Annotated in this window: 25 protein-coding genes; 13 read left to right on the top strand and 12 right to left on the bottom strand. The window is 69.7% G+C overall.

Going from position 1 to position 25,773, the window contains the following annotated elements:
* Nucleotides 1-228 precede the first annotated feature (228 nt).
* On the top strand, nt 229-1,125 hold the full coding sequence (locus tag ACSVDM_RS00680; protein WP_439261952.1) for an MHYT domain-containing protein: 897 nt from the start codon (nt 229-231) through the stop codon (nt 1,123-1,125).
* Here the strand turns inward: ACSVDM_RS00680 and ACSVDM_RS00675 are convergent, their stop codons facing one another.
* From ACSVDM_RS00675 to ACSVDM_RS00665, 3 genes are read right to left on the bottom strand one after another with little or no spacing between them, the layout of a single operon-like run.
* The gene (locus tag ACSVDM_RS00675) at nt 1,126-2,265 is read right to left on the bottom strand and encodes a cation:proton antiporter (RefSeq protein ID WP_439262640.1); all 1,140 of its coding nucleotides are present in this window, start codon (nt 2,263-2,265) and stop codon (nt 1,126-1,128) included.
* A 41-nt stretch (nt 2,266-2,306) separates the two neighbouring features.
* Nucleotides 2,307-2,789 carry a TrkA C-terminal domain-containing protein gene (locus ACSVDM_RS00670; protein WP_067492837.1) on the bottom strand — a complete coding sequence of 161 codons (483 nt, stop codon included), beginning with the start codon at nt 2,787-2,789 and terminating at the stop codon, nt 2,307-2,309.
* An 18-nt stretch (nt 2,790-2,807) separates the two neighbouring features.
* Nucleotides 2,808-3,197 (bottom strand): DUF952 domain-containing protein, encoded by a 390-nt coding sequence (locus ACSVDM_RS00665; RefSeq protein ID WP_439261950.1) that lies wholly within the window; start codon nt 3,195-3,197, stop codon nt 2,808-2,810.
* Between the two features lie 126 nt (nt 3,198-3,323).
* Here ACSVDM_RS00665 and ACSVDM_RS00660 point away from each other — a divergent pair, with 126 nt between their 5' ends.
* Nucleotides 3,324-3,497 (top strand): hypothetical protein, encoded by a 174-nt coding sequence (locus ACSVDM_RS00660; RefSeq protein ID WP_157104669.1) that lies wholly within the window; start codon nt 3,324-3,326, stop codon nt 3,495-3,497.
* A gap of 105 nt (nt 3,498-3,602) precedes the next feature.
* Nucleotides 3,603-3,797 (top strand): DUF7455 domain-containing protein, encoded by a 195-nt coding sequence (locus tag ACSVDM_RS00655; protein ID WP_029903635.1) that lies wholly within the window; start codon nt 3,603-3,605, stop codon nt 3,795-3,797.
* Between the two features lie 97 nt (nt 3,798-3,894).
* Here ACSVDM_RS00655 and ACSVDM_RS00650 read toward each other — a convergent pair whose 3' ends face one another.
* A complete protein-coding gene (locus tag ACSVDM_RS00650; RefSeq protein WP_181696994.1) occupies nt 3,895-4,647 on the bottom strand; it encodes a TetR/AcrR family transcriptional regulator in 753 nt (250 codons plus the stop codon).
* A 128-nt stretch (nt 4,648-4,775) separates the two neighbouring features.
* Here ACSVDM_RS00650 and ACSVDM_RS00645 point away from each other — a divergent pair, with 128 nt between their 5' ends.
* Together ACSVDM_RS00645 and ACSVDM_RS00640 are read left to right on the top strand one after the other, a co-directional pair.
* Nucleotides 4,776-6,656 carry a DEAD/DEAH box helicase gene (locus ACSVDM_RS00645; RefSeq protein WP_439262638.1) on the top strand — a complete coding sequence of 627 codons (1,881 nt, stop codon included), beginning with the start codon at nt 4,776-4,778 and terminating at the stop codon, nt 6,654-6,656.
* Nucleotides 6,656-7,204, top strand: a complete 549-nt coding sequence (locus ACSVDM_RS00640) for a hypothetical protein (protein WP_439261947.1) — start codon at nt 6,656-6,658, stop codon at nt 7,202-7,204. Before ACSVDM_RS00645 ends, ACSVDM_RS00640 begins: the two co-directional genes overlap by 1 nt.
* 120 nt (nt 7,205-7,324) lie before the next feature.
* On the opposite strand, the gene ACSVDM_RS00635 is transcribed toward ACSVDM_RS00640, so the two are convergent.
* A complete protein-coding gene (locus ACSVDM_RS00635; RefSeq protein WP_439261945.1) occupies nt 7,325-8,062 on the bottom strand; it encodes an SDR family NAD(P)-dependent oxidoreductase in 738 nt (245 codons plus the stop codon).
* 149 nt (nt 8,063-8,211) lie between these two features.
* Here ACSVDM_RS00635 and ACSVDM_RS00630 point away from each other — a divergent pair, with 149 nt between their 5' ends.
* Nucleotides 8,212-8,817: a TetR/AcrR family transcriptional regulator gene (locus ACSVDM_RS00630; RefSeq protein ID WP_439261943.1), complete on the top strand. Its 606-nt coding sequence runs from the start codon at nt 8,212-8,214 to the stop codon at nt 8,815-8,817.
* A 52-nt stretch (nt 8,818-8,869) separates the two neighbouring features.
* On the opposite strand, the gene ACSVDM_RS00625 is transcribed toward ACSVDM_RS00630, so the two are convergent.
* A complete protein-coding gene (locus ACSVDM_RS00625) occupies nt 8,870-10,546 on the bottom strand; it encodes a DEAD/DEAH box helicase (RefSeq protein WP_067493026.1) in 1,677 nt (558 codons plus the stop codon).
* A 251-nt stretch (nt 10,547-10,797) separates the two neighbouring features.
* Between ACSVDM_RS00625 and ACSVDM_RS00620 the strand changes: the two genes are divergently transcribed.
* Nucleotides 10,798-11,937, top strand: coding sequence for a YihY/virulence factor BrkB family protein (locus ACSVDM_RS00620; RefSeq protein ID WP_439261941.1), 1,140 nt, complete (start codon nt 10,798-10,800; stop codon nt 11,935-11,937).
* Here ACSVDM_RS00620 and ACSVDM_RS00615 read toward each other — a convergent pair.
* Complete coding sequence (locus ACSVDM_RS00615; RefSeq protein ID WP_067493022.1) at nt 11,907-12,146, bottom strand: DUF3039 domain-containing protein; 240 nt, start codon at nt 12,144-12,146, stop codon at nt 11,907-11,909. The genes ACSVDM_RS00620 and ACSVDM_RS00615 overlap by 31 nt on opposite strands.
* Nucleotides 12,147-12,230: 84 nt before the next feature.
* Between ACSVDM_RS00615 and ACSVDM_RS00610 the strand changes: the two genes are divergently transcribed.
* Nucleotides 12,231-12,641, top strand: a complete 411-nt coding sequence (locus ACSVDM_RS00610; protein ID WP_084456468.1) for a DUF3099 domain-containing protein — start codon at nt 12,231-12,233, stop codon at nt 12,639-12,641.
* On the opposite strand, the gene ACSVDM_RS00605 is transcribed toward ACSVDM_RS00610, so the two are convergent.
* Nucleotides 12,621-13,979, bottom strand: coding sequence for an MFS transporter (locus ACSVDM_RS00605; RefSeq protein WP_439261938.1), 1,359 nt, complete (start codon nt 13,977-13,979; stop codon nt 12,621-12,623). The two genes, ACSVDM_RS00610 and ACSVDM_RS00605, sit on opposite strands and share 21 nt — an antisense overlap.
* A 257-nt stretch (nt 13,980-14,236) precedes the next feature.
* On the opposite strand from ACSVDM_RS00605, the gene ACSVDM_RS00600 reads away from it, so the two are divergent.
* The 3 genes from ACSVDM_RS00600 (at nt 14,237) to ACSVDM_RS00590 (ending at nt 17,659) form a co-directional block, all read left to right on the top strand.
* On the top strand, nt 14,237-14,962 hold the full coding sequence (locus ACSVDM_RS00600) for a VOC family protein (protein ID WP_439261936.1): 726 nt from the start codon (nt 14,237-14,239) through the stop codon (nt 14,960-14,962).
* Between the two features lie 42 nt (nt 14,963-15,004).
* The gene (locus tag ACSVDM_RS00595; protein ID WP_439261934.1) at nt 15,005-16,522 is read left to right on the top strand and encodes a DUF7782 domain-containing protein; all 1,518 of its coding nucleotides are present in this window, start codon (nt 15,005-15,007) and stop codon (nt 16,520-16,522) included.
* Nucleotides 16,523-16,690: 168 nt separating this feature from the next.
* Nucleotides 16,691-17,659, top strand: a complete 969-nt coding sequence (locus ACSVDM_RS00590; protein ID WP_067492821.1) for a sigma-70 family RNA polymerase sigma factor — start codon at nt 16,691-16,693, stop codon at nt 17,657-17,659.
* A 234-nt stretch (nt 17,660-17,893) separates the two neighbouring features.
* Here the strand turns inward: ACSVDM_RS00590 and ACSVDM_RS00585 are convergent, their stop codons facing one another.
* Both ACSVDM_RS00585 and ACSVDM_RS00580 read right to left on the bottom strand, forming a co-directional pair.
* Nucleotides 17,894-20,662 (bottom strand): bifunctional acetate--CoA ligase family protein/GNAT family N-acetyltransferase, encoded by a 2,769-nt coding sequence (locus ACSVDM_RS00585; RefSeq protein WP_439261931.1) that lies wholly within the window; start codon nt 20,660-20,662, stop codon nt 17,894-17,896.
* Nucleotides 20,655-21,896, bottom strand: coding sequence for an acetoin utilization protein AcuC (locus ACSVDM_RS00580; protein WP_067492817.1), 1,242 nt, complete (start codon nt 21,894-21,896; stop codon nt 20,655-20,657). The genes ACSVDM_RS00585 and ACSVDM_RS00580 overlap by 8 nt, the downstream gene beginning before the upstream one ends.
* 129 nt (nt 21,897-22,025) lie before the next feature.
* Between ACSVDM_RS00580 and ACSVDM_RS00575 the strand changes: the two genes are divergently transcribed.
* The gene (locus tag ACSVDM_RS00575; protein ID WP_067636271.1) at nt 22,026-22,712 is read left to right on the top strand and encodes a metal-dependent transcriptional regulator; all 687 of its coding nucleotides are present in this window, start codon (nt 22,026-22,028) and stop codon (nt 22,710-22,712) included.
* Nucleotides 22,713-22,715: 3 nt separating this feature from the next.
* Nucleotides 22,716-23,696 carry a UDP-glucose 4-epimerase GalE gene (galE, locus tag ACSVDM_RS00570; protein WP_067492813.1) on the top strand — a complete coding sequence of 327 codons (981 nt, stop codon included), beginning with the start codon at nt 22,716-22,718 and terminating at the stop codon, nt 23,694-23,696.
* Between the two features lie 23 nt (nt 23,697-23,719).
* On the opposite strand, the gene ACSVDM_RS00565 is transcribed toward galE, so the two are convergent.
* Both ACSVDM_RS00565 and ACSVDM_RS00560 read right to left on the bottom strand, forming a co-directional pair.
* Nucleotides 23,720-24,877, bottom strand: coding sequence for a DUF4192 domain-containing protein (locus ACSVDM_RS00565; RefSeq protein WP_439261928.1), 1,158 nt, complete (start codon nt 24,875-24,877; stop codon nt 23,720-23,722).
* A 148-nt stretch (nt 24,878-25,025) separates the two neighbouring features.
* Nucleotides 25,026-25,748: a sensor domain-containing protein gene (locus ACSVDM_RS00560; protein ID WP_439261926.1), complete on the bottom strand. Its 723-nt coding sequence runs from the start codon at nt 25,746-25,748 to the stop codon at nt 25,026-25,028.
* Nucleotides 25,749-25,773: the final 25 nt, after the last annotated feature.

Below are 25,773 nucleotides of genomic sequence, written 5' to 3'. Positions count from 1 at the left end.
AGGCCCGGACCCTATGACAAGGGGTCCGGGCCTTTTCTTGTGTCCCTCGCCGAATTCCGAACGGTCTGTTTACCACAGAAAACGCGCGGTAATCGTTTCGTGATCAAACCCACACTCCCCGATTGCGCTGTGATGGCACCGAATTCGGGTTTTCGCCGTATCGTCACGTCCAGCTTTTCGTTCTACCGCCGACCGGTCAGCGGTACCGGCATTGAGGGTTTGCGCGGCGTGCTCGACATCTATCACTTCAGCTACGGCTGGATCACCCCTGTTCTCGCCTATTTCATGTCCGTCACCGGTTGCCTGCTCGGACTGCAGTGCGCCGCGCGTGGACGCAACGCCACCGAGGGACGGGTGAGCTGGCTCGTCGGCGCCGCCATCGCGATCGGTGGAACCGGCATCTGGGTCATGCATTTCATCGCCATGCTCGGGTTCAGCATCCGGGGCGCGGAGATCCGCTACGACGTCCCCCTGACGCTGCTCAGCGCGATCACGGCGATGGTCGTCGTCGGGATCGGGCTGTTCATGGTGAACAAACCGCAACCGACGCTGCGCTCGCTCGTGGGCGGTGGCACCATCGCCGGACTCGGGGTGGGCACCATGCACTACGCGGGCATGTATGCGATGAAATCGACGGCAACGGTGTCCTACGACGCGTTGATCGTCACGCTGTCGCTGGTGATCGCGGTGGTCGCCTCGATCGTCGCGCTGTGGTTCACGTTGCGCGTCAAGGGATTTCTGGCCACCATCGGTGCCTCGCTGATCATGGGTGTGGCCGTCACCGGCATGCACTACACCGGCATGGCGGCCATGAAGGCCCACCCCGGCCACCATGGCGGGCCGCCCTCGGGGTCGGGGGCGATGGAACTGCTCGCGCCGCTGATCGGCGTGAGCAGCATCGTCACCATGCTGGTGCTGATCAGTGTGAGCCTCACCGAGATCGAGAACGAGGAGGCGCTGCCGCGCATGTGGCTCACCTCCCGACACCAGCCGCGCAAGCGTGCCGTCCCGCCGCCCGCGATGCCCGCGCCGCTGCCGGTGCGAATGCAGGAGCCGATCGAATACCGCACGGAGGAACTGGCCTACGACGTGGCGGGTGCCTGGCCGCGCCGGGTCATCGATTAGTCACGTCGTCGAAAGGCTTCGGCGCCCACCGAGGGTGACGACCGGTTCGATCACGCGCGCGATGACGGGGCCAAGCACCGCCATCAGCAGCACATAGGCCGACGCGAGAGCGGCGAGGCGGGGGTCGGCGGTGCCGTAGCTCACCGCCAGACCGGCGATGACGATGGAGAATTCGCCGCGCGCCACCAGCGCCGCGCCCGCGCGCGCCCGGCCCGCTCGCGCGATGCCCTGCCTGCTCGCCGCCCACCAGCCGACGACCATCTTGGTGCCCGTGGTGACCACCGCGAGCCCCGCGGCCCAGGCGAGCACCGGCGGAATAGCCGCCGGGTCGATCGACAGGCCGAAGGCCACGAAGAAGATGGCCGCGAACAGATCGCGCAACGGTTCGAGCAGCTTGGCCGCCTCCTGCGCGGTCGACCCCGAGATCGCGATGCCGAGCAGGAACGCGCCGACCGCGGCCGACACGTTCAGCGCCGAGGCCGCACCGGCGACCAGCAGCGCCGCGCCGATCAGCTGCAGCAGGAACACCTCGCGATCGGTACTGTCGAGCACCGCCGAGACCACCCGTCCGAACCGCAACGCCACCACGAGCACCACGGTGATCGTCGCCAGCGCGACGGCCAGCGACACCAGCCCGCTGAGCAGGCTCAGACCCGCCAGCATCATGGTGAGGATGGGCAGATACACCGCCATCGCGAGGTCCTCGAACACGAGGATCGAGAGCACCACGGGGGTTTCGCGGTTACCGAGGCGGCCGAGGTCGTCGAGGAGTTTGGCCACGATCCCCGAGGACGAGATGTAGGTGACGCCGCCGAGCACCACGGCGCCGAGAATTCCCCAGCCCAGGATCAGGGCCACGGCGGCGCCGGGCAGCGCGTTGGCGAGCAGGTCGAGCACACCGGCGGTCCAGGAGCGGCGCAGCCCGGTCATCAGTTCGGGCGCGGTGTATTCGAGCCCGAGCAGCAACAGCAGCAGTACCACGCCGATCTCGCTGGCGACGTGACCGAATTCGATCGCGCCTTCCAGTTCCACGAAACCGCCACGCCCGAACGCCAGCCCGCCGAGTAGGTACAGCGGGATCGGTGACATTCCGAACCGGCCCGCGATCCGGCCGCAGATCCCTAGCGCGAACAAGATCATGCCTAGTTCGAGCAGCGCCAGGGCCTGCGCGGTCACGGCCGTCAGCCGTGCGTGAGAATTTTCGCGGCTGCGTCCAGGCCTTCCGGCGTGCCGACGACCACGAGCTGGTCGCCCTCGGTGAAGGTGAAGTCCGGACCTGGTGAGGGGTGGAGCTGGCCGGCACGCATCACGGCCACGATCGAGGTCTTGGTGCGGGTCCGCATCCCGGTTTCGCCGAGTGTGCGTCCCGCGTACGGTGACTCGGCGAGCAGCACGAGCTGACGGGTGGTGATGCCGGGCAGGTCGCGGTGGTCGTCGTTGAGCTTGGCCACCAGTTGTGGGGCGCCGAGCAGGTTGGCCAGCACCGAGGCCTCGTCCACCGACAGCGGCACCTGCGCGGCGATGGCGTCGGGGTCGTCGGGCTTGGACACGATCAGATCGATGTCACCGTCGCGATGGGCGACCACCCCGACGCGGCGCCCCGACCTGACCTCGAAATCCTTGCGCACTCCGATCCCCGGTAGCGCTGTGACATCGACATTCACATATCCACGATAGCCCCGTCAGAGCCCGGTTGTGTCCGGCGCCACTCCCGGTCGGCGTGGGGTATGGAACACGCCGTCCGGGCCCGGTCGATAGGGCGAGACGTCGAGCACCGCGGCGACCGGCAGCGGCCCGTACAGGTGCGGGAACAGCATCGACTCCGGGTCGCCCGGCACGCCCGGTTCCCACTTCAGCGGCGACGCGAGCCGGGCCGGGTCGAGCCACAGCAGCACCAGATCCGTGCGGCCGGCGAAGAGACGATTCGCGGGCAGCCGCACCTGTTCGGGGGTGGACAGGTGCACGAAGCCGCTCTCGGTCAGCGACGGCGGGCGGCGTTGCCCGTCGTGCGCAAATTGTTGCCACTCTTGGGAAGAACACAGGTGAACAAGCGTGTGAGTGTCGGATATCACGGGTAATCTCCGGGTAGACAACAGGTTCGGACGGTGAAGACCCTGTCACACGGTGGGCGGTGGGGCCGCACGGTGGTGATCGAGCTCGTGGCGTAACGAGCAACACCACAGCGAGCGACACAGTCGATGAGTGTCAGGATCGAACAGGAGGTGGGAAACGGCGCCACGGGTGATCGGCGGGTGCTCGAGACCGACGACCAGCGCATGTTCGCTTTCAGCGAAACCGCAGGTCGTGTTATCGAAAACACAAAGATTCACTTCCGGGAACAAAGCCTGAACCCCGAACGTCTGACAGAGTAGTCGTACCACTGCTGGGAAGTAGCGGACGCGAGCCACGTGGAGTGACCACGGGGCCCACACCTAGGCGAACGGCCACGCAGCGCCGGGAGCCGGGACGGAGGAGTCATGCCAGGAACCCTGACCAGCACCCCACTGACCGCGGTCGATCGTTGCGATCGTTGCGGGGCGGCTGCCCGAGTGCGTGCCGTTCTTCCCGCGGGTGGCGAGTTGCTCTTCTGCCAGCACCACGCGAATGAACACATGGACCGTTTGCGCGAGCTCGAAGCCGTGATCGACACGGAATCGGCTCCAGCTCTCTGACCACTCCTCTCGCGTCCGAACACAACAACATCCGACAATAGAAAACCCCCGACAGCGGGCGACCGGATTCCGGCGCCCGCTGTTGTGGTGTCCGGGGTCAGGCGGTGTCGGCGAGGATGCCGTCGACCAGGGTCGCGACACCGTAGGCGTAGGCACCGTCCGGATCGGCGGGGGCCTGATAGTGCTCGCCCACCGTGGTGCCCACACGTGCGGCGAGGGGGAACTGGTCGGCGGGCATCACTTCGGCCAGCAGCGGACCGTGTACCCGCCACCAATCGGCATCGCTGAGCTGGTCGGCCGCGCCCGCCGCCGCGACGGCGAGGCGGGCATTGCCGGTGGCGAAATCGGTGAGCACCGCGATGGCGCGGTCCATCGCCAGATCCGACAGGCCCGCGCCGTCGATGGCGCGCAGCTGGTTCTCGTAGCGGCGCATCCTCGCCGGGCCGAGGACCTGGCGCCACGGCGACACCTCGAGCAGCCACGGGTGGGCGAGGAGCTCGGTGCGGACCCGGTCCGCGACGGCGATCATGCGCTCGCGCAGCGGCAGCTCGGCGGGGATCGGCTCGTCCTCGGCGGCCACGGCGTCGACCATCAGCACCAGCAGCGCCTCCTTGCTCGGCACATAGGTGTAGAGACTCATGGCACGCACGTCGAGGGCGGCGGCCACCGCGCGGATGGTCAGCTTGCCGATGCCGTCGCGATCGGCCAGGGCGATGCCCGCCGCCACGACCGCGTCGACCGTGAGGCCGGGTTTGGGGCCGCGCGCGCCGGGCTTGGCCGGCAGGGCATGACGCCACAGCAGCTGCACGAGCTGGGCGGCCTGGTCGGTGGATCTGCCGTCGGTCGGCATGCGCGGAACCTTTTCCGGTCGGTCGGGAACAAATTCAGTACAGTGTACGTTATTAGCCTGTTCGCGCTGCCCGATCAGAGGAGAATGTTCTGCCCGCCATCCAGGCCACCTATCTTCCCGATCGTCACCTGTTCGCCCTGTGGACCTGGAGCGGACTCGGTGCCGGGCGCCCACCACGCGACGTCGGAGACCCCGAGACGTTGACGCTGGCGCTGCCGGTCGGTGAGCGCAGGGCGCTCGAGCCGGTCGAGGTACCCGCTGCCGTCGTGACCGGTTCGGAGTTGCTCGAGTTGCCCGTCGCCGAGCTGGGCCCGTCGGCCCTGGCCTGGCGCACGCTCCTCGAGGACGCCCGCACGGACGGCGACCGTCGGCATCGGGAGGCGCCCACCGCCGATGAAGCTCGTGCGGACGCGGGCGACGGGCGGCCCTCGACCGGCCTCGGCGCGGGCGAGCGGCCCGCCGCGAATGCACGGCCCACCCCGAATGCAGGGGCGGCCGCCAATGCGCTCGAGCTGCCGATCGCGGCGCATGCGGTGCCCAACGCTGTGGGGACGGCGGTCGTGTCGGCCGAGCGGGCGGTGCGGGTGGTGCGGGAGACCGAAGCCGCGGCGGCGGAGCTCGCCGGGGCGCTCGAGGCGACCCTTCGCCCGTATCAGGTGCGTGGGGTCGGGTGGTTGCGGGAGACCGTCGCCGCGTACGGCGGGGCGGTGCTCGCCGACGAGATGGGCCTCGGCAAGACCGTGCAGACGATCGGGTTCCTCCAGGGGCGGGCCGCTGGGCCGCAGCTGGTGGTGTGTCCGACCTCGCTGGTCGGGAACTGGGTGCACGAGATCGCACGGTTCGCACCCGGGCTGACGGTGGTGTCGTGGCGTGGCGGTGCGGTGTCCGCAGACCCGGGGACCGTTGTGGTCACCGGGTATCCGACGCTACGTCTGCACGGGTCGGCGCTGACCGAGAAGCAGTGGGCCACCGTCGTCTTCGATGAAGCGCAGGCGTTGAAGAATCCCCGCACCCAGGTGTCGCGGGCCGCGCGTGCGGTGCCCGCCGACGCCAAGGTCGCGCTCACCGGCACCCCGGTGGAGAACCATCTCGACGAGCTGTTCGCCCTGCTGAACCTCACCGTGCCCCGGTTGTTCGCGCACCGCACCCAGTTCCGGCGCCGATTCGTGCGGCCGATCGAGGAGGGTTCGGCCGATGCGGCCGCCCGGTTGCGTGACGCGGTGGAACCGGTGCTGCTCGGCCGCAAGAAGATCCAGGTGGCGGCGTCGCTGCCGGCCAAGATCCACAGCGATCTGCTGTGCGACCTCACCCCGGAGCAGGAGAAGGCCTACGACACGGTGCTCGCCGCGGCCCTGGACGAGGGTTTCGGATCGGGTCTGCAACGACAGGGCCGGGTGCTCGCGGCGCTCACGCACCTCAAACAGGTGTGCAACCACCCCGGCTTGGTCACCGGCGACCTCGGCGAATTGTCCGGGCGCTCGGGCAAACTCGAGCTGTGTACCGACATCGTGGCGACCAATCTCGACACCGGTGATCCCACGCTGATCTTCACCCAGTACCGGCAGACCGGCGAGTTGCTCGTGCGCCACCTGGCCGAACAGTTCGGGGTGCGGGCGCCGTTCTTCCACGGTGGACTCGACGCCGATCAGCGTGCGGCGATCGTTCACGAGTTCCAATCACCCGACGGCCCACCGGTTCTCATCCTGAGCCTGCGCGCCGCGGGTACCGGTCTCACCCTCACCCGCGCCGCCGACGTGATCCACTTCGACCGATGGTGGAATCCGGCGGTGGAGGCCCAGGCCTCGGACCGGGCGCACCGCATCGGGCAGACGCGCACGGTCACCGTCACCACGCTCACCAGCGCCACCACGGTGGAGGAACACATCGCCGGCATGCACACCCGCAAGTCGGCCCTCACCGACCTGTCCGATGCCGCGGGCATCGCCGAACTGGCCCGTCTCGACGACGACGCCCTGGTCGACATCCTGCGACGGAAGCGAGAGAACTGATGGCAGACAACGAGTTCGGGTACACGCCGTGGGGTAAGGACTGGGTGCGACTGGCCGAACCGCTGCGCCAGACCCGCCCCGAACCGCTGCTGCCGCGCGCCCGCAGCGTCGCCCGCAACAACGGGGTGCGCACCGAGATCGAGGGCCGCACGGTGCGCGCGCACCTGCACCGGGGCGGGCAGGCCTCGATCGCGCACGTGGAGGTGGCGCCGCTCTCCCGCGCGGCGGTGACCGCGATCGAGCAGGTGATTCCCGACGCCACCGTCGTCACCGACGACATGCACCGAGCCCTGCTCGACGCGGGCCACTCCCCCGCCCCGACCCTGGTGAGCACGGACTGCTCCTGCTCCGCCCGCACACCCCGCTGCCTCCATGTGCTCGCGGTGCTCTACACGATCGCCCGTCAGGTGGACGAAAACCCCCGTCTCGCACTGGAATTGCAGGGCTACTTCGACACCGCCCACGACCCGGAAGCGCCCGTCGCCGAGTCACCCTGGACCCCCATCCACACCCTCGACCCTGCCTGCTTCTTCTCCGTCACCGGCTGAACCCGCCCGAGTCGACTCCACGTCGGCCGTGCCGCGTGGCGTCGGCCGCGTGTCAGGCAGCTGCGCGTGGTGTGTGCCGAATGGGCGCCTGATAGTCGGCGGCATTTCGAACCGGCCGGGTCAGGCGTTGGTGCCGCCGTCGACGGTGATGACTGCGCCGGTGATCGTGCGGGCTGAGGGGCCTGCGAGGAAGGCGACCAGGTCGGCGATGTCGTCGGGGGTGCCGAAACGGCCGAGCGCGTTGAACTCTCGTTGCGTGGGTGCGTGCTCGCCCGCCGCCGGGTTCATGTCCGTGTCGGTGGGGCCGGGCTGGACGAGGTTGACGGTGATGCCGCGCGGGCCGAGTTCCCTGGCGAGCGCCTTGGTGTAGCCGTTGAGGGCCGACTTGCTCAGGTTGTAGAGGGCCAGGCCGCCGAACAGGGCGCGGTCGGTGAGGTTCGATCCGATGGAGATGATGCGCCCACCTTCGCCGAGGTGGGCCAGCGCGGCCTGGCCCGCGACGAACGGTGCCCTGGCGTGGATGTCGAGCGCCCGATCGATCTCGGCGAGGGTGAATTCCTCGTAGGGCTTGGCCGGGAAGATGCCCGCGTTGTTCACCAGCACGTGGAGGCCGCCGAGTTGGTGAGCGGTCCGGTCGACGGCCGCGACCACGGCGGCGGCATCGGCGCTGTCGGCCTGGATCGGCAGCGCGCGCCTGCCGAGCGCCTCGATGTCGGCGGCGACGGACTTCGCGGCGACCTCGTCGCGCTGGTAGGTGAACGCCACATCGGTGCCGGTGGATGCCAGTTTCCGGGCGATGGCGGCGCCGATTCCCCGGCTGGCGCCGGTCACCAGGGCGACGGTGGTGCTGTGCGACATGAAGGCTGCTCCAATTCTGTAGTGGTCGATACATAAAGAGAGAAGCGCATCCGACCGGCTCACGTCAAGGTTTTTCTTATCAACCGATACAGAAATCTTGGACTACGGCGATCGCGGTATATTTACCGATCGGCACAGAAAGGTTTCCCATGGCAGAACGTGGTCGCCCCCGCGCCTTCGACCGGGATGTCGCCCTGCGGCGGGCGATGGAGGTGTTCTGGGAACGCGGCTACGAGGGCGCGTCGATGAGCGACCTCACCACCGCCATGGGCATCAACTCACCCAGCCTCTACGCGGCCTTCGGCGACAAGGAATCCCTGTTCCGGGAAGCCGTGGCGCTCTACGGCCGCGCCGAAGGATCACGCACCGCCCGGGCGCTGAGCGAGCAACCGACCGCCTATGCCGCGATCGCGGCCATGTTGCACGACAACATCGCCATGTACACCGACCCCGGCCTGCCCCAGGGCTGCATGGTGGTCCTCGCGGGCGCCACGTACACCACCCGCAACGCCTCGGTGCGCGAGTTCCTCACCGAGGCACGCCGCCGCACCACGGCCGACATCCAGGCACGGCTGGAGCGCGGCGTCATCGAGGGCGATCTGAAACCGGGCACCGACACCGCCGCGCTCGCCGCCTTCTTCAGCACTGTCCTCTACGGGCTGTCCGTCCAGGCACGAGACGGCGTGGGGCACACCGAACTCACCGCCGCCGCCGACTCCGCGCTGGGGATTCTCGCGGCCGCCCGAACCGCTTAGCTCAACCGAGCGCGAACCCAGCCGCGACAACTACCCGCTCACATCCGCACGACTATCGCCGGCGCAGCGCCGCGATTCGTTCGGTGAGTTGATCGGCGGTCGCCAAAGCGGTTGGCGGACCACCGCATTCGCGGCGGAGTTCGCCGTGGATGACGCCGTGTGGTTTCCCGGTGCGGTGGTGGTGCATGGCGACGAGGCTGTTGAGTTCGCGACGCAGCTCGCCCAGCTTGTCCGAGGTCGCGACCCGTTCGGCCACGGCGGCGGGCTGGGGTGCGGCGACGGCGGCGCTGCGCTCCGACAGCTGACGCGACTGTCGGTCGCGCAGCAGCGCCCGCATCTGATCGGCGTCGAGCAGACCGGGGATGCCGAGGTAGTCGGCTTCCTCGTCGCTGCCCGCGAAGGTGGCGGTACCGAAGGAGGATCCGTCGTAGATCACCTGATCGAGTTCGGCATCGGCGGCCAGGGCGACGAAGGATTTCTCCTCCTCGCCCGGCTCGTCCTTGGTCTTGTTCGCCTCGGTGAGCAGTTCGTCGTCGAGGGCGTTCTTCTCGCGGTGCGGTTTGCCGATCACGTGGTCGCGTTGCAACTCGAGCTGCGCGGCCAGATCCAGCAGCACCGGCACCGACGGCAGGAAAACGCTCGCGGTCTCCCCCGGCTTGCGGGCACGCACGAAACGCCCGATGGCCTGGGCGAAGTACAGCGGTGTCGACGCGCTGGTGGCGTACACGCCGACCGCGAGGCGCGGCACGTCGACACCTTCGGACACCATGCGCACCGCGACCATCCACGGCTGGGTGCTGCTCGCGAACTCGCCGATGCGCTGCGAGGACTGCGGGTCGTCGGAGAGCACCAGCGCGGGCCGCTCCCCCGAGATGTGTTCCAGCAGTTCGGCGTAGTCGCGGGCGCGTTCCTGATCGGTGGCGATGACCAGCCCACCGGCATCCGGGATGCCGGAGGACCGCAACTGCCGCAGCCGGGTGTCGGCCGCGCGCAGCACCGCCGAGATCCAGTCGCCGGCGGGGTCGAGCGCGGTGCGCCAGGCGCGGGCGGTCTGTTCGGCGCTGAGGGGTTCGCCGAGGCGGGCGGTGTGTTCCTCGCCCGCGCTGTCGCGCCAGTGCGCGTCGCCGGAGTAGGCGAGGAACACCACGGGCCGGACGACGCCGTCGGCGAGGGCGTCGGCGTACCCGTAGGAGTGGTCGGCGCGCGAACGCGGGAAACCGGACTCGTCGGGTTCGTAGGTGACGAACGGGATCTTGGAATCGTCACTGCGGAACGGCGTACCGGTCAGGGCCAGGCGGCGGGTGGCGTCGCCGAAGGCCTCCTCGGTGGCCTCACCCCAGGATTTCGCGTCGCCCGCGTGGTGGATCTCGTCGAGGATCACCAGGGTGCGGCGGTTCTCGGTGCGCACCCGGTGCCGGGTGGGATGCGCGGCGACCTGGGCGTAGGTGACGACCACACCGTGGTAGTCGCCGGAGGTGCCGCCGGTGGAGTTGGAGAAGCGGGAGTCGAGCTGGATACCCGAACGCGCCGCGGAGGCGGCCCACTGGTGCTTGAGGTGCTCGGTCGGCGCGACGACGGTGATCTGATCCACCGTCCGATCCGCCAGCAACTCGGCGGCAACCCGCAGCGCGAAGGTGGTCTTACCGGCGCCGGGCGTGGCGACCGCGAGGAAGTCGCGTGGCTTGGTGGCCAGGTATTTCGTCAGGGCGCGGCGCTGCCAGGCGCGCAGGGAACCGCCCGACGCACCACCCGCCGTCGAATCGCCCGGTGTACCCGCTTCTCTCGCCGCAGCGACGCCACCCGACCCAGTCACGCAGACGACCCTAGCCGCCCGATACGGCGTGTCGCCAACACCGACGCGGCGTGCGCGACGGGCGTCACATCCCGGCCGAGGTCACCGGCCATTTACCTGTTACCCACCGACACGATGCTCGTCCCGCACCCCATGGTCGACATCGGTGCGGGATGCTGGACAACGACATGAGCAACAACGAGGCCCACGCGACCGACGCCGCGTATCCGCCGCCCACCCCTGGGCCCGGCGGTGCGGTGGCCGTACCCGTGCCCGCCGGGCAACATCCGCGCGAACACGCGCGGTGGCTGTCGTGGTCGCGGACGGCGTGGCGGCTGATCGTGCGGGTCGCGCACAAGTGCTGGGACAACTCGATTTTCGCCAAGTCGGCGGCGGCGGCGTTCTGGCAGACGCTGTCGCTGGCACCGCTGCTGCTCGGCCTGCTCGGCAGCCTCGGCTACGTGGGTGGGCTGTTCGGCCCCGACACCGTGCAGATCGTGGAAGCCAAGATCATCGCGTTCAGCCGGGACTTCTTCAGCCCGTCGGTGGTGTCGGACCTGATCGAACCCACCGTCGACGATGTGCTCGGCCGTGGCCGTGGCGCGGTGGTGTCGTTCGGTTTCGTGCTGTCGCTGTGGGCCGGGTCCTCGGCCATGGCGACCTTCGTCGACGCGATCGTCGAGGCGCACGGTCAGCAGGACGCCCGCCACCCGGTGTGGCAACGCATCTTCGCGTTGCTGCTGTACGTGCAGTTCCTGGTGGCGGCGGTGTTGTTGCTGCCGATTATCGCGCTGGGGCCCACCCGCATCGGGCGGGTGCTGCCCGATGCCTGGCGCGAACCGGGGCTGCGGGTGATCGACACGTTCTACTACCCGATCGTCGGGTTGCTGCTCATCGTCGGACTCACCACGCTCTACAAACTCGCGCTGCACAAATCGCTGCCGTGGCACCGGTTGTTCGCCGGGGCACTGGTCGCGGGGGTGTTCTTCATGGCCGCCAGCGACCTGCTGCGCCGCTACCTGTCCTGGATCACCGAGACCGGGGTGAGTTACGGCGCGCTGGCCACCCCGATCGCATTCCTGCTGTTCACCTATTTCCTCGGCTTCGCGGTGATCCTCGGCGCCGAGTTCAACGCGGCGGTACAGGAGTTCTGGCCCGCACGCGCCACCCGCATCGAGCAGGTGAAGGAATGGATCACCAGTCAGGTGCTGGGTGACGACGAAACCGACAGCGAACACGACGAAAGCGCCGACGCCTCGACGGAGGCGCCGGCGTCGTCACCGACGGCGGAACCGGCTCAGTCGCCGCCCTTGCGCAAGCGCTCGTAGACCTTCTTGCAGTCCGGGCAGACCGGTGAGCCGGGCTTGGGCGACCGGGTCACCGGGAACACCTCACCGCACAGCGCGACGACCATGGTGCCCATCACGGCACTCTCGGCGATCCGGTCCTTCTTCACGTAGTGGAAGAACTTGGGGACGTCGTCACCGGTTGTCTCGTCGGTCGTGGTTTCCGGGCGTACCAGAGTGTCCGTACTCATGCCTTCCATGATGCCGCATCCGGGCGGTGGCTCGCTGACCAGCCGCGTGTGCGCCTGGCGACGGCAAGTGGAAGACTCGGGAGCATGCAGTCCAACGGCGAGTCCCCCGGCGCCGGCGATCCGACCCCGGAACCCGAAGTGCACCTGCCGGGCAAAGGTGCCTCGCGGGGGTTCTTCCGCGACTCCGGTGAGCATCCGGTGCTCATCACCGAGGCCGCGACCTCGCTCGACGAGCAGCACCGCGCCCGGGTACGCCGCTACATGATCATCATGGGTTTCCGGATCCCGTGCCTGATCCTCGCGGCCATCGCCTACAGCGTGTTCGAGAACCCGCTCATCTCCATCCTCATCATCGCCGCGTCGGTGCCGCTGCCGTGGATCGCGGTACTGATCGCCAACGACCGGCCGCCGCGCACCAAGGACGAACCGAGCCGCTGGGACGGCCGCCGCGAGGAGATCGCCCTCGAGGCGCGCTCACGCAAAGCCCTCGAGTGAACGCCGCGGCCGCCTGATCAGGATCGACATCAGCGCCGCCGCGCCGCACAACCCGCCCGCCAGGTACCAGGCCAGGTCGTAGGAACCGTTGAGGTCGCGGATGAAGCCCGCGCCGGTGGCCGCGATCGCCGCACCGACCTGGTGGGCGGCGAACACCCAGCCGAACGCGATCGGTCCGTCGGCACCGAATAGTTCCCGGCACAGCAGCACCGTCGGCGGGACCGTCGCGATCCAGTCCAGGCCGTAGAAGATGATGAACACCCACATGCTCGGCTGGGTGTGCGGGCCGAGCAGCGACGGCAGGATCAACAGCGACAGTCCGCGCAGCGAGTAGTAGCCGAGCAGCAGATAGCGCGGGTCCACCCGGTCCGACAGCCACCCCGAGGCGATGGTGCCCACCACATCGAAGACTCCGACCAGTGCCAGCAACCCGGCCGCCGTGGTCGGTGGCATGCCGTGGTCGTGCGCAGCGGTGACGAAATGGGTGCCGACCAGTCCGTTCGTCGACGCGCCGCACACCGCGAAACCGCCTGCGAGCAACCAGAATCCGGGCCTGCGGGCGGCTGTGGCGAGCACCCGCAGCGCCCGGCCCGCTCCCCCGGCGACCGGCTGCCGCACACCGACGTCCGAACCCGGTTCGGCACCGTAGGCGCGCACGCCCGCATCGCTGGGATAGTCGCGCACGAACAACCACACCAGCGGCACCACCGCCAGGGCAACGGCCGCGACGATCACCGACGGCAGGCGCCACCCGTGATCGTGGGCGAGCATCGAGACCAGCGGCAGGAACACCAGTTGCCCCGTCGCGCCCGCCGCCGTCAGGATGCCCGTCACCAAGCCCCGGCTGCGGACGAACCAGCGGCCGGTGATGGTGGCGACGAACGGCATCGACATCGAACCGACGCCGATACCGACCAGCAGACCCCACGTCATCAGGAGCTGCCAGGACTGGGTCATGAACACTGTGAGCCCGGCACCCGCGGCGATCAGCACCAGCGCCGCGCACACCACCCGGCGGATACCGAACCGGTCCATCAGCGCCGCGGCGAACGGCGAGATCAGGCCGTAGAGCAGCATGTTCAGGGAGACGGCGGCCGAGATCGTCGCGTGCGACCACCCGAACTCGTCGTGCAACGGTTCGATCAGGACGCTGGGGACCGACCGGAACGCCGCCGCGCCGAGGAGCGCGACGAAGCCGACGCCCGCGACGATCCAGGCGGGGTGCAGGGTGCGACGGGGTTCGTCGACGAGCCGGCCGACTACCGCTGGTTCGGGTTCGATCGGGACTTCACCGGCGGGCGGTGTGAGTGGGCGCAGGTCGGTCACCCTGGTGATCATGAAGGATATTGCCGTTTCGAACGAGTGGCCGGAGTGACACGTTTCGTCGATATCCGGCCAATTCGATCGGCCGGCCGGGTAGCGGCCACCGGAGCCACGCTCCGGGCGCAGCATTTCGGTCGACAGCGCGGCCTGCGCGGCATACCGTGCGAGAGGAGCCGCCGATGCCCGTGCCGCACGGCCTCTGCCGGGTTCGCGACGGTCGGGCCTCGCTTTCGTGGCGGTGTCTCGAACCTCCGATCTACCAGGGAGACACTATGATTCGTTGGACCTGGGCGTTCATCGACCGGCCCGCAGCCGCTTTCGACGAGTGCGTACGGTTCTGGGCAGAGGCGACCGGGTCGACGGTGTCGCCGCCGCGTGGAGCGCACGGTGAGTTCGTCACGCTGCTGCCGTCGACCGGACCCGCGTGGCTGAAGATGCAGCGGGTGGGCGGCGCAGGCGGGACACACCTCGACCTGGATGTCGACGACATCCCCGCCGCGGTAGCCGAGGCGACGGCACTCGGGGCCCAGGTCGTCCTGGTCGATCCCGACTACACAGTGATGGAATCACCTGCGGGACAGACCTTCTGCTTCACTCTCGCGGGTCCGTCCCCCGCTACCGGTGCGATGGCACGGGTCACGGCGCCCGATGGAAATATCGCGGCACTCGACCAGATCTGCCTCGACCTCGCACCGACCGACCTCGACTCCGACACCTCGTTCTGGCAGGCGCTCACCGGGTGGTCCCCCGAATCGACCCGGCGCCCCGAGTTCGAACGCCTGCGCGATCCCGCACAACCACTGCAGTTCCTGCTGCAACGCCTCGACGAGCCTCGACACCCCGGCGCCCACATCGATTTCGCGGCCACCGACATGTCCGCCGTCGCCACCTGGCACGAATCCCTCGGCGCCACCCGTCTCGTGGACGAGGAGTTCTGGATCGTCCTCGCCGATCCCAGTGGCACCCCCTACTGCGTGACCTCCCGCAAGCCGTCCTGAGCTGGCCGAGGCGCGGTTCGCCGAGACTGGCAGAGTGGTCGGGTGCCTACGAACCCCACCACCACCGGTTCCCTGCTCACCGCACTGTGCCCGGATCTGCGCGCGGCGCTGACCAGGGTGGACTACACCGCCGACGGGCTGGTCGACGCGCTCGGCCCGGATGTGCATGCGGCACTCGGTCGTTCGGAGCCGGTGCCGGTGCGTCGTGCCGCACGCGACGCCGGTGAGCTCGGCACACTGATCCGGTTGCTGCTGCTCGGCGACGCACTGCCCGAAACCGACGTGGCCGCGGCGCTGGCGCCGGTGCGCGTCGACGACGCCGTGGCCGCCGGGCTGCTCACCAGAGACGGCGACGAGGTGAGTGCCGCACTCGACCTGCGCCCGCTCGACGCCGGCCACGGGAACCGCTGGATCCTGTCCGATCTCGACGACTCGATGCGCAGGCGAACCCTCACCGAGGAGCACGTTCTCGGGGTCGGCCACGCCTCGCTCTCGCTGCTGCGGGCCACCCCGACAGAACCGGTGGGCACCCTGCTCGACCTGGGCACCGGCTGCGGTGTGCAGGCCGTGCACGCGGCCGCCTACGCGGACAAGATCACCGCAACCGATGTGAATCCGCGCGCGCTCTGGCTGGCACAGGCCACCGCCGCGCTCAACGAACTCGAGATCGAGCTGCTCGAAGGGTCGTGGTTCGAGCCGGTGGCGGGCAGGCGGTTCGATCAGATCGTCGCCAATCCGCCCTTCGTCGTGGGGCCCGCCCGCATCGAACACACCTACCGGGACTCCGGGCTCGCACTCGACGGGGCGAGCGAACTGGTGATCGGGCAGGCCGCCGGACTGCTCGCACCCGGCGGTACCGCGGCCATGCTCGCCGCCTGGGTGCATGTCGAGGGGCAGGACTGGCGGCAGCGGGTGTCGTCGTGGCTGCCGGAACACGGCGTCGACGCGTGGGTGGTGCAGCGCGATGTCGCCGATCCCGGACTGTATGTGGGCACCTGGTTGCGCGACGCGGGCCTGGACCCGCGCGACGCGGAAGCGCAGGAACGCGCGGCACACTGGCTCGATGCCTTCGAGGCCGCCGACGTGGCGGGTATCGGCTTCGGCTTCGTCTACCTGCGGGCCATCGACGGGCCGACCGAACTGCTTGCCGAGGACCTCACCCACGGCTTCGACGACCCGCTCGGGGCCGAAGTGGGCGACTATTTCGCCCGTTCGGCCTGGTTGCGAGCGGTGGCCGCCGACGAAAACCTCGCGTGGCGTTCACGTTTCGCGCCGAGCCCGGCCACTGCCCTGGAACGGGTGTACCTGCCGGGTGAGGACGGCTGGGCCGAGCAGGTGGCGCGGTTGCACCGCGGCGACGGTCCGCGCTGGCAGCACGAGGTCGACGAGACGACCGTCGCGCTCGTCGCGGGAATGCGGGCTGACGGTCTGCCGTTGTACGAACTGATCGAACTGCTCGCGCTCGCCGACGGAGCCGAGCAGGTGGCCCCCGAGTTCGCGGCCCAGGCCCTGGGCGTGGTCGCCGGCCTCGTCCGCCACGGGTTGATTCGGCCGGTGTAGACCGGGCCGGACGGGGCACGCGTTCCACGACGGCGTCCTTCTCAGGAACTTCTCAGCCGTGCACCGATAAATCCGCAGCTCAGAGCGGTTTATCACGCACGGGATCGGGAACTTTCTCTAAGTCGGGTCCGTTGATCGGAGTGAGACACCACCGACAGGAGGCAAGTCATGACAAGCCCCGCCACTACTCGAGTGCGCCCCAGCGAGTCCGATATCGACGCCCAGAGCCCCGCCGCCGACCTGGTACGCGTGTACCTGAACGGGATCGGCCGCACGGCGCTGCTCACGGCGGCCGACGAGGTCGAGCTGGCCAAGCGTATCGAGGCGGGCCTGTATGCCCAGCACCTGCTCGAGACCGGCAAGCGGTTATCGGCGGCCCGCAAGCGTGACCTGGCCGTTCTGGTCCGCGAGGGGCAAGCCGCCCGCTCGCACCTGCTCGAGGCCAACCTGCGTCTGGTGGTTTCGCTGGCCAAGCGATACACCGGCCGCGGCATGCCGTTGCTCGATCTCATCCAGGAGGGCAACCTCGGCCTCATCCGCGCGATGGAGAAGTTCGACTACGCCAAGGGCTTCAAGTTCTCCACCTACGCCACCTGGTGGATCCGCCAGGCCATCACCAGGGGTATGGCCGATCAGAGCCGCACCATCCGGCTGCCCGTGCACCTGGTCGAACAGGTGAACAAGCTCGCCAGGATCAAGCGTGAACTGCATCAGCAGCTCGGTCGCGAGGCCACCGATGCCGAACTGGCCAACGAGTCAGGCATCCCGGTGGAGAAGATCGCCGACCTGCTCGACCACAGCCGCGACCCGGTGAGCCTCGACATGCCCGTCGGTAACGACGAGGAAGCGCCCCTCGGCGACTTCATCGAGGACTCCGAGGCCACCTCGGCCGAGAGCGCCGTGATCGCGGGCCTGCTCCACCACGACGTCCGTAGCGTCCTGGCCACCCTCGACGAACGCGAACAGCAGGTGATCCGCCTGCGCTTCGGCCTCGACGACGGGCAACCCCGTACCCTCGACCAGATCGGCAAGCTGTTCGGCCTGTCCCGCGAGCGGGTGCGTCAGATCGAGCGCGAGGTCATGTCGAAGCTGCGCAAGGGTGAGCGCGCCGACCGCCTGCGTGCCTACGCGAGCTGATCCCCTGTCAGCGCCGTGCTGATCCGCCGCCATCGTGCCGACGGTGACCTGCGTGCGCTGACCCAGACCTGACGGCCCTCAGGGGTCGTCTTCCGAAACGCCGACCGGTGTCCGTGACTCCATCCCCCTCCGGGGTCGCGAACCGGTCGGCGTTGTCCGTTCACCACCGCCCCGCCTGTGGCATGTACGGCCACTGAGCGGGCGCCAGGTGCGCCGACGCGGGCGTGTGGTCGTTCATGCCAGGCGTCGGGGGCCGGTGTCGAAGCGGGTGGGTTGGGGGCCGATGCGGGCGCGGGCGTAGATGATCTCGGCCGAGCCGGGGGAAGCCAGGACGGGGTCGCAGGACAGTTCGCGCATCTGGGGAATGTCGTCGAAGAGGGCCGAAATGCGTTGGGCCAGTTCGATGAGCGCCGCCTTGTCGACACCCGGTCCCGCCGGGCCGGGCGAGAGCAGTGGTGCGGCGCGAGGTGCGTCGATCAGGGCGGCGGCCTCGTCGGCGGTCAGCGGTAGCGCGCGGTAGGCGCGGTCGCCGAGCAGGTCCATGATCATGCCGGACAGGCCGAACTCGATGACCGAGCCGAACGACGGGTCGTCGGTGACGCTCAGCACGCATCCGACGCCCTTGGTGGCCATCTTCTGCACGTGCAGCAGGGGATCGCCGCAGATCGCGACGAGATCGGTGTACGCCTGACGGACCGCATCGGGCCCCCACAGATCCAAACGCACCCCGATCAGATCTGGCCTGCGCCGCCACAGCTCACCGGTGGCCTTCGCGGCGACCGGGTAGCCCAGTTCCTCGGCTGCGGCCACCGCCTGCTCCGCGTCACGCACCGCCCGGAAGTCGACGATGTCGATGCCGTAGCACTCGAGCAACCGCACCGCCTCGTCATCGGTGAGCCACCGTCCCGACGACCCGGCCGACCATTGCTCCACCAGCGCCGTCGCCGCGGCGGTGTCGATGCAGGGAGGACGAACCACCGGTGAGACGGGCCGATCCCGCCAGCGCGCGTAGCGATCGACCCTGGCCAGCGCACGGGCGGCACGTTCCGGATCGGGATACGACGGGATGGACCCGCGTCCGGGCGCACCTCCGGTCGACCGCACGGCGAGCAGATCGGGAATTCCGGATTCCGCCACGAAGGTGGTGAGCACCGGTTTGTCCCGGTCGGGTGCGGCGGCCGCAGCCGCACGCAACGCATCCGCGAACCCACCCATATGCACCGGCACCGGCGGCGCGACAACCACGATCACCGCATCGACTTCCTCACTGCGCAGAGCCGCCAGGACGGCCTCCCGGTAGTCGGCAGGAGTTGCCTCGGGCCCGAGATCCACCGGCCCGTCAGCCGCAACACCTCCGACGTCGCCATCTGGACCGCCCAGTCCGCGTTCGGTCGGCCGGGCTCCGGGGCCGCGGTCGACGGCTGTGGGCGGGCGGTGGATACGCAGGCCCTCGCTGGTGGCCGCGTCGATGGCCAGCCAGTTCAGGGCAGCGCTGTTGCCGACCACCGCGACCCGTGGTCCGCGCGGCAACGGCTGACACGCCAGCAGTGCGGCGCAGTCGAACAGTTCGGAGATGGAGTCCACCTGAATGATCCCGGCCTGGGCGAACAGGTCACGCACCACTGTGCGATCCATATCGGCGCCGGCGGCCAGTCTGCCGCTGCTCACGGCCACGATCGGTTTGCCGCGCGCCACCCGCCGCGCGAGCCGGGAGAACTTGCGCGGATTACCGAAACTCTCCAGGTAGAGCAGGATCACCTCGGTATCGGCGGCGGTGTCCCAGTACTGCAGCAGGTCGTTGCCCGACACATCGGCGCGGTTGCCCGCCGACACGAACGTCGACACCCCGAGATTGCGGGTGGCGGCCTCGGCGAGAATGGCGGCGCCGAGCGGGCCGGACTGGCAGAAGAACCCGATCCGCCCACGCTGCGGCAGGACCGGGGCGAGGGTGGCATTGAGCCCTACGGCCGGGTCGGTATTGGCGATGCCGAGCGCGCTCGGTCCGACCACCCGCATCCCGTGCCCCCGGGCGGCGGCGACCAGGTCCTGTTCGGCGGCCAACCCGGCGGGCCCGGTCTCCCCGAAACCGGCGGTGAGCACGATCAAGCCTTTGACGCCCTTGGCCATGCAGTCGTCGAGCACCGATCCGATCGCGGCGGGCGGCACCGCGACGACGGCGAGGTCGACCTCGTCGGGAATCTCGCGGACGGTGGCGTAGGCGCGCACCCCGCGGACCGACCGGCGGTGCGGATTCACCGGGAACACCGGGCCGGCGAATCCCCCGGCGAGCAGGTTGGCCAGTACGGCACCGCCGACCCGTGTGCTCTCCGGCGACGCGCCGATCACCGCCACCGAACCGGGTGCGAGCAGATTGCCCACGCTGCGCGCCTCCGACGCCGCCTCCCTGGCGTCCCGGACGGTGCGCAGGGCCTCGGTGGGGTCGATCGCGAACTCCAGGTGCACCTCGGAGCCGTCGCGGCTGCGCTGCAACTGGTAGCCGGCGTCACGGAACACCGTGATCATGGCCTCGTTCTCGGCCAGCACCTCGGCGGTGAAGGTCTCCACCTCGTTCTCGGCGGCGGCACCCGCGAGGTGCTCGAGCAGGATCGACCCGAGTCCGCGCCCCTGGTGTTCGTCGGCGACGACGAACGCCACCTCGGCCGCGCGCGGCCCCGGCCGGTCGAGCAGTTCGTAGCGGGCCACCGCGATGATCGCGGTACCGAGCACCGCGACCAGCCCCACTCGATCGTGATAGTCGACATGGGTGGTGCGGTACATGTCCTTCGGCGAGATTCTCGGATAGGGACCGAAATAGCGCAGGTAGCGGGTGCGATCCGAGAGCCGGGCGTGGAAATCCGCGAGCGCGTCGGCATCGGCGGGCACGATCGGGCGGATCCGCACCACCCCGCCGTCGGCCGCCAGCACATCACCGAACAGCTGCGGCGGCGGCTCGGGCGGGTTCGCGGGCGTATCGGGGGTATCGGGCAGCAGTGGTTCAGTCACGGGGATCCTCCGGGTCGAGACCGAGCAGCGAGAAACTGGCCCGTCGGGTGGCCGAGATGGCGGTGTCGACCGCGCGCTGGGCTCGGACCTCGTCGGCGTCACCGATCTCGGGGGTGCCGCCCGGCCCGTCCCACGGGCGGTAGGTCGGGTCGCCACCGTCGCTCATCGTCGTCGGCGGGGTGATCCGCGGCGCCGACGCGCGTACCTGCTCGCGCCAGCTCTCGGGAATCGGGGTGTCCGGCGCCAAGGGGCGATCCAGCGCGGCCGCGAGCAGGTGCGTCCACGCCCGTGGCACCACCCGCACCACCCCGTAGCCACCGCCACCGAGCGCGAGCCATCTGCCCTCGGCGTGGCGGTCGGCCAGCTCGCGCATGGCGAGGAAGGCCGCGCGCTGACCGTCGACGGTCAGTTCCAGATCGGCGAGCGGGTCCTCGCGGTGGGTGTCCACCCCGCACTGGCTCACGATGATCTGCGGCCGGAACGCGGCGATCGCACCGGGCACCACCGCGTGAAAACCGCGCAGCCACTGCGCGTCCCGGGTGCCGGGCAGCAACGGCAGGTTGATCGAGGTGCCCTCGGCGCTGCCGAGCCCGGTCTCCTCCGGCCACCCCGTATTGGGCCACAGCGTGGCCGGATGCTGGTGCAGCGACACCGTGAGCACCCGTGGATCGGCGTAGAAGGCGCGCTGCACACCGTCGCCGTGATGGACATCGACATCCACATACGCGATCCGGTCGAATCCGTTGTCCAGCAACCAGGAGATCGCGATCGCGGCGTCGTTGTAGATGCAGAACCCCGCCGCCGAATCCGGCATGGCGTGGTGCATGCCGCCGCCGATGCTCACCGCGCGCCGGGTACGCCCGGCCGCGATCTCCCGCGCCGCGGCCAGCGTGCCGCCGACGATCACCGAAGCCGCCTCGTGCATGTGCGGGAAGACCGGATTGTCGGCGGTGCCCAGGCCGTAGAGGGTGTCCTCCGGGGTGGCGGGTCCCGCACCGGCTCGGCGGACCGCCTGGATATAGGCATTGCTGTGCACCCGCATCAGCTCGCCCTGGGTAGCCTCGGCAGGCGCGAGTGGTTCGATACCGTCGAGCAGGCCGAGACTTTCGGCCAGCGACATGGTGAACCGCAGGCGCGCCGGTTTCATCGGATGTTCGGGGCTCCAGGTGTAGCCGAGGAATCGCTCGGTCCAAACGAGGGTTCCCGGCGCTCGGCTCGGTGGCACAGTGACCATGCTCGCCACGCTAGCCGGAAGCAGCGGGCCCCGTGAGACGTTGACATGCAGTAGAAATAGGGCCGCCGGTCCAGCGCACGGACCGGCGTTCGCCCGTGGGTAGAATCGTGCCGACGAAGGGGTTATCAGGTGAAAGATCTGGTCGACACCACGGAGATGTACCTCCGTACCATCTACGACCTCGAGGAAGAGGGCGTGGTGCCCTTGCGGGCACGAATCGCCGAGCGGCTCGAGCAGAGTGGTCCGACGGTGAGCCAGACTGTCGCGCGGATGGAACGCGACGGCCTGCTGCTCGTCGCGGGTGACCGCCATCTCGAGCTGACCGACAAGGGGCGCTCGATGGCGGTCGCGGTGATGCGCAAGCACCGGCTCGCCGAGCGGTTGCTGGTCGACATCATCGGGCTGGACTGGCAGAACGTGCACGCCGAGGCGTGTCGCTGGGAGCACGTGATGAGCGAGGAGGTGGAGCGGCGCCTGATCGAGGTGCTCAACCACCCGACCACCTCGCCCTACGGCAACCCCATCCCCGGCCTCGACGAACTCGGCCTCGCCGACCCGCCGCCGGTGGAGGAGAAGCTCATCCGCCTCTCGGACCTGCCCAACGGCGCGCTGCACGCGGTGGTCGTGCGCAGGCTGGCCGAGCACATCCAGACCGACCCCGAGGTCATCGGCCGGTTGCGGGAGGCCGGTGTCGTTCCCGACGCGCGCGTCACCGTGGAGACCAAGCCGGGTGCGGTGCTGATCACGGTGCCGGGGCACCACGGTTTCGAATTGTCCGAGGAGATGGCGCACGCCGTCCAGGTGAGGCTGGTCTGATTCGTGAAACTTCTGGTCACCGGCGGCGCCGGCTATGTGGGCGGCGTGTGCGCCGCGGTGTTGCTCGAGCAGGGCAACGAGGTGGTCGTCGTCGACGACCTGTCGACCGGTAACGCCGACGGTGTCCCGGCGGGCGCGCGATTCGTCGAAGGCGATATCGCCGAGGCCGCCCCGGCCCTGCTGCGCGCCGAATCCTTCGACGGTGTCCTGCATTTCGCCGCCCAGTCGCTGGTCGGCGAGTCGGTGGAGCAGCCGGCCAAGTACTGGCACGGCAACGTGGCAAAGACGCTGACCCTGCTCGACGCGATGCGCGAGACCGGCACCGGGCGCCTGGTGTTCTCCTCGACGGCGGCGGTCTACGGCGAGCCCGAACAGGTGCCGATCACCGAGGACTCGCCCACCCGCCCGACCAACCCCTACGGCGCGAGCAAACTGGCGATCGACCACGCCATCACCTCCTACGCGGTGGCCTACGGGCTGGCCGCGACGAGCCTGCGCTACTTCAATGTGGCGGGCGCCTACGCCGGGCTCGGCGAAAACCGTGTGGTGGAAACCCATCTGATCCCCCTCGTGCTGCAGGTGGCGCTCGGTCACCGCAAGGCGATCTCGGTGTACGGCACCGATTGGCCCACCCCCGACGGCACTTGTGTGCGCGACTACATCCACATCCGTGATCTGGCCCAGGCGCATCTGCTCGCCCTGTCGTCCTCGCAGCCGGGCAGTCACCGCGTTCTCAACCTCGGTTCCGGCACCGGTTTCTCGGTGCGCGAGGTGATCTCGGCGTGCGAGCGGGTGACCGGTCTGCCCATCGAGGCCATCGACGCGCCCCGCCGCGCGGGCGACCCGGCCGTCCTGATCGCCTCGAGCGAGAAGGCGATCGCCGAACTGGGCTGGACGCCCGAGCACAACGACATCGACGAGATCGTCACCGACGCCTGGGAATTCCTGCGTTCGCTCGGCGACAAGGCGCACAGCGCCCGCTGACCCGGTCGACCGGTGCGGCCCGCTCACGGCCGCACCGGCCCCAGGTCGACCCCGAGATCGGCGGCGATCTGGCGCCCGCAGTCGGCCAGAGTGCGCAACCGTTCGGGCCGAAGACCCGACTGCAGCGACGTTTCCAGCAGTACCGCCATCGGATGGTCACCGTCGGCATCCACGGCGGCGGCCAGCGCGATGCCCGCGAACGGCCCGTCGCCGCGCACGTAGGCACTGAAGCCGAGCAGTGCGGCGGCCTCGGCGCGGTCGCCCGCCGGGGTGGCCCTGGCCAGCTGTGCCCACAACCCTTCCGCCGCTTCGGCGTGGTCGGTGACAGCCAGCCCGTAGAGCGCGTCCCGTACCGCCCGATCACGCAAAGTGGCGGCCAGCCTGGCGAATTCGCGATCGGCGCGTGGCAGTCCCGAGGCGGCGTCGGCGATCTGCCACAGCACCCACTCCAGCGCGCGACGCTGAAACACCGCGCCCTCCCCCACCCGTTCGGCCGTCGCGAGCCCGCCACGGTAGCGGGCGACGGCCGGTCCGAGCTTGCGCCGAACCCGCGCGCACAACTGTTCGTCGGGTTCGACCAGCGCCGTGAGTTCGCCGCGGGAGCGCCGTATCTGCCTGCCGTCGAGCACATGTGACAGCGAGACCATCGAGGAGTCCGGGTCGGCGACCAACCCGCCGCCGGCCCCGAGCAGACTGCGGTATCGCGCGCCCGCGGCGACGGCCCGCACCGCCCAGGCCCCACGCACCTCGATCCCCTGCGCCCCGATCGCGGCGAGCAGCGCGTGGCCGCGCGCGGCGGTGGCCGAGAAAGATCGCTGCCGGTCGTCGACGAAGACGGCGAACACCCCGCTCGCCTGTTCACGCACGCAGATCGACCCGAGGCACCCGAGGAAATGCTCGTAGTGGTCGGGATCGGTGACGGCGTCGAGGTCGAAGCGCACCACCGCGTCGATCGCGGCGGCGGCCGTGGGGTGCGGATGCAGGACGGCGACGACGAGGGAGCGTTCGGGTACGAAACCGAGCATCGCCGGGAGCGCGGCGATGAGATCGCCGGGCTCGTCGACGTGGACGGCGGGGGTAGGCAGATCCCGGTAACCGGGGCCTGTCTCGGCACAGGTGAGCGCCCGGGGAAAAGGGCCGGTGCGCTTGGCCCGCCGGGTCGGGTTGGTCGAAGATGTCATGGTTCGAGCGTCCTCGCCCGCCGTCCCGGCACCGTCGGCGCGACCAGGGCTTATCGCCGCCCTGTGCACAGCGGAGAACCTGTGCACAACCACCGCGGGCGCGGGTTCGGGCGCACCGGGAATGTCGGTGCCGCGTGGTAACGGCCGATCAGCGCGTGCGTACGGAGTGCACGGCCGTGGCGAACAGCTCGTCGACAGCGGCTTTGTCCGGTTCGCCCGCGCCGAAGGTCATCGAGGTCACGGTGATCCGGATGTCGCCGACGCGCCCGACCGAGGTGTACATGGTCTGTGTCAGCCCGGCCCCACCGACATCCGGAATCACGCTGCGCCGCAAGGTCATCGCCTCGTCGGCGCCGGCCGGTACGTGCGCGGAGACCTCGGTGGTGACGGTCGACCCCGCTCCCGCCCGGCTCACCCGGATCTGTTCGCAGGCCCGCAACCGGTCACGCACCCGCGCGAGCAGTTCGGTGGTCCGCGACAGTTCGACGGTGAGACTGGCCCGGCTCGCCTCGTCGGTCCCCACCGCCACCGCGGGCGGCTCCGTACCGGGCTCGGACTCCGGCGGCGTGCATTCGACCGGGCTCACGGTCGCACCCATCCCGACGCCGTCCAGATCCCCCGCCGCGGCCGAGGCGGCCTGCGGCGTGAGCACGACCGCCGGATAGGCGGACGGGAACTCGTGTGGGCCGGGCAGCAGATCGGCGGGAGCGGCCTCGACATGGTGCATCGAGGTGGCGCTCTCGGCGACCGGGATGCCGCTCACCGCCTCGGCACACCCGGTCAGCGCCCCCGCCATCAGCACGGCACAGGCCATGACTCGCCGACGACCAGCCGTCGTCGGAACGGCCCTGCTGAGCGAGGTGCGCGCCACGTTCACACCTTTCACTGTGCCCCAC

The organism is Nocardia sp. JW2 (assembly GCF_051843015.1).
GTDB classification, from domain to species: Bacteria; Actinomycetota; Actinomycetes; order Mycobacteriales; family Mycobacteriaceae; genus Nocardia; species Nocardia coubleae.
The sequence above is the reverse complement of the archived record's forward strand: the minus strand, read 5'-3'. Positions and strand labels throughout refer to the sequence as shown.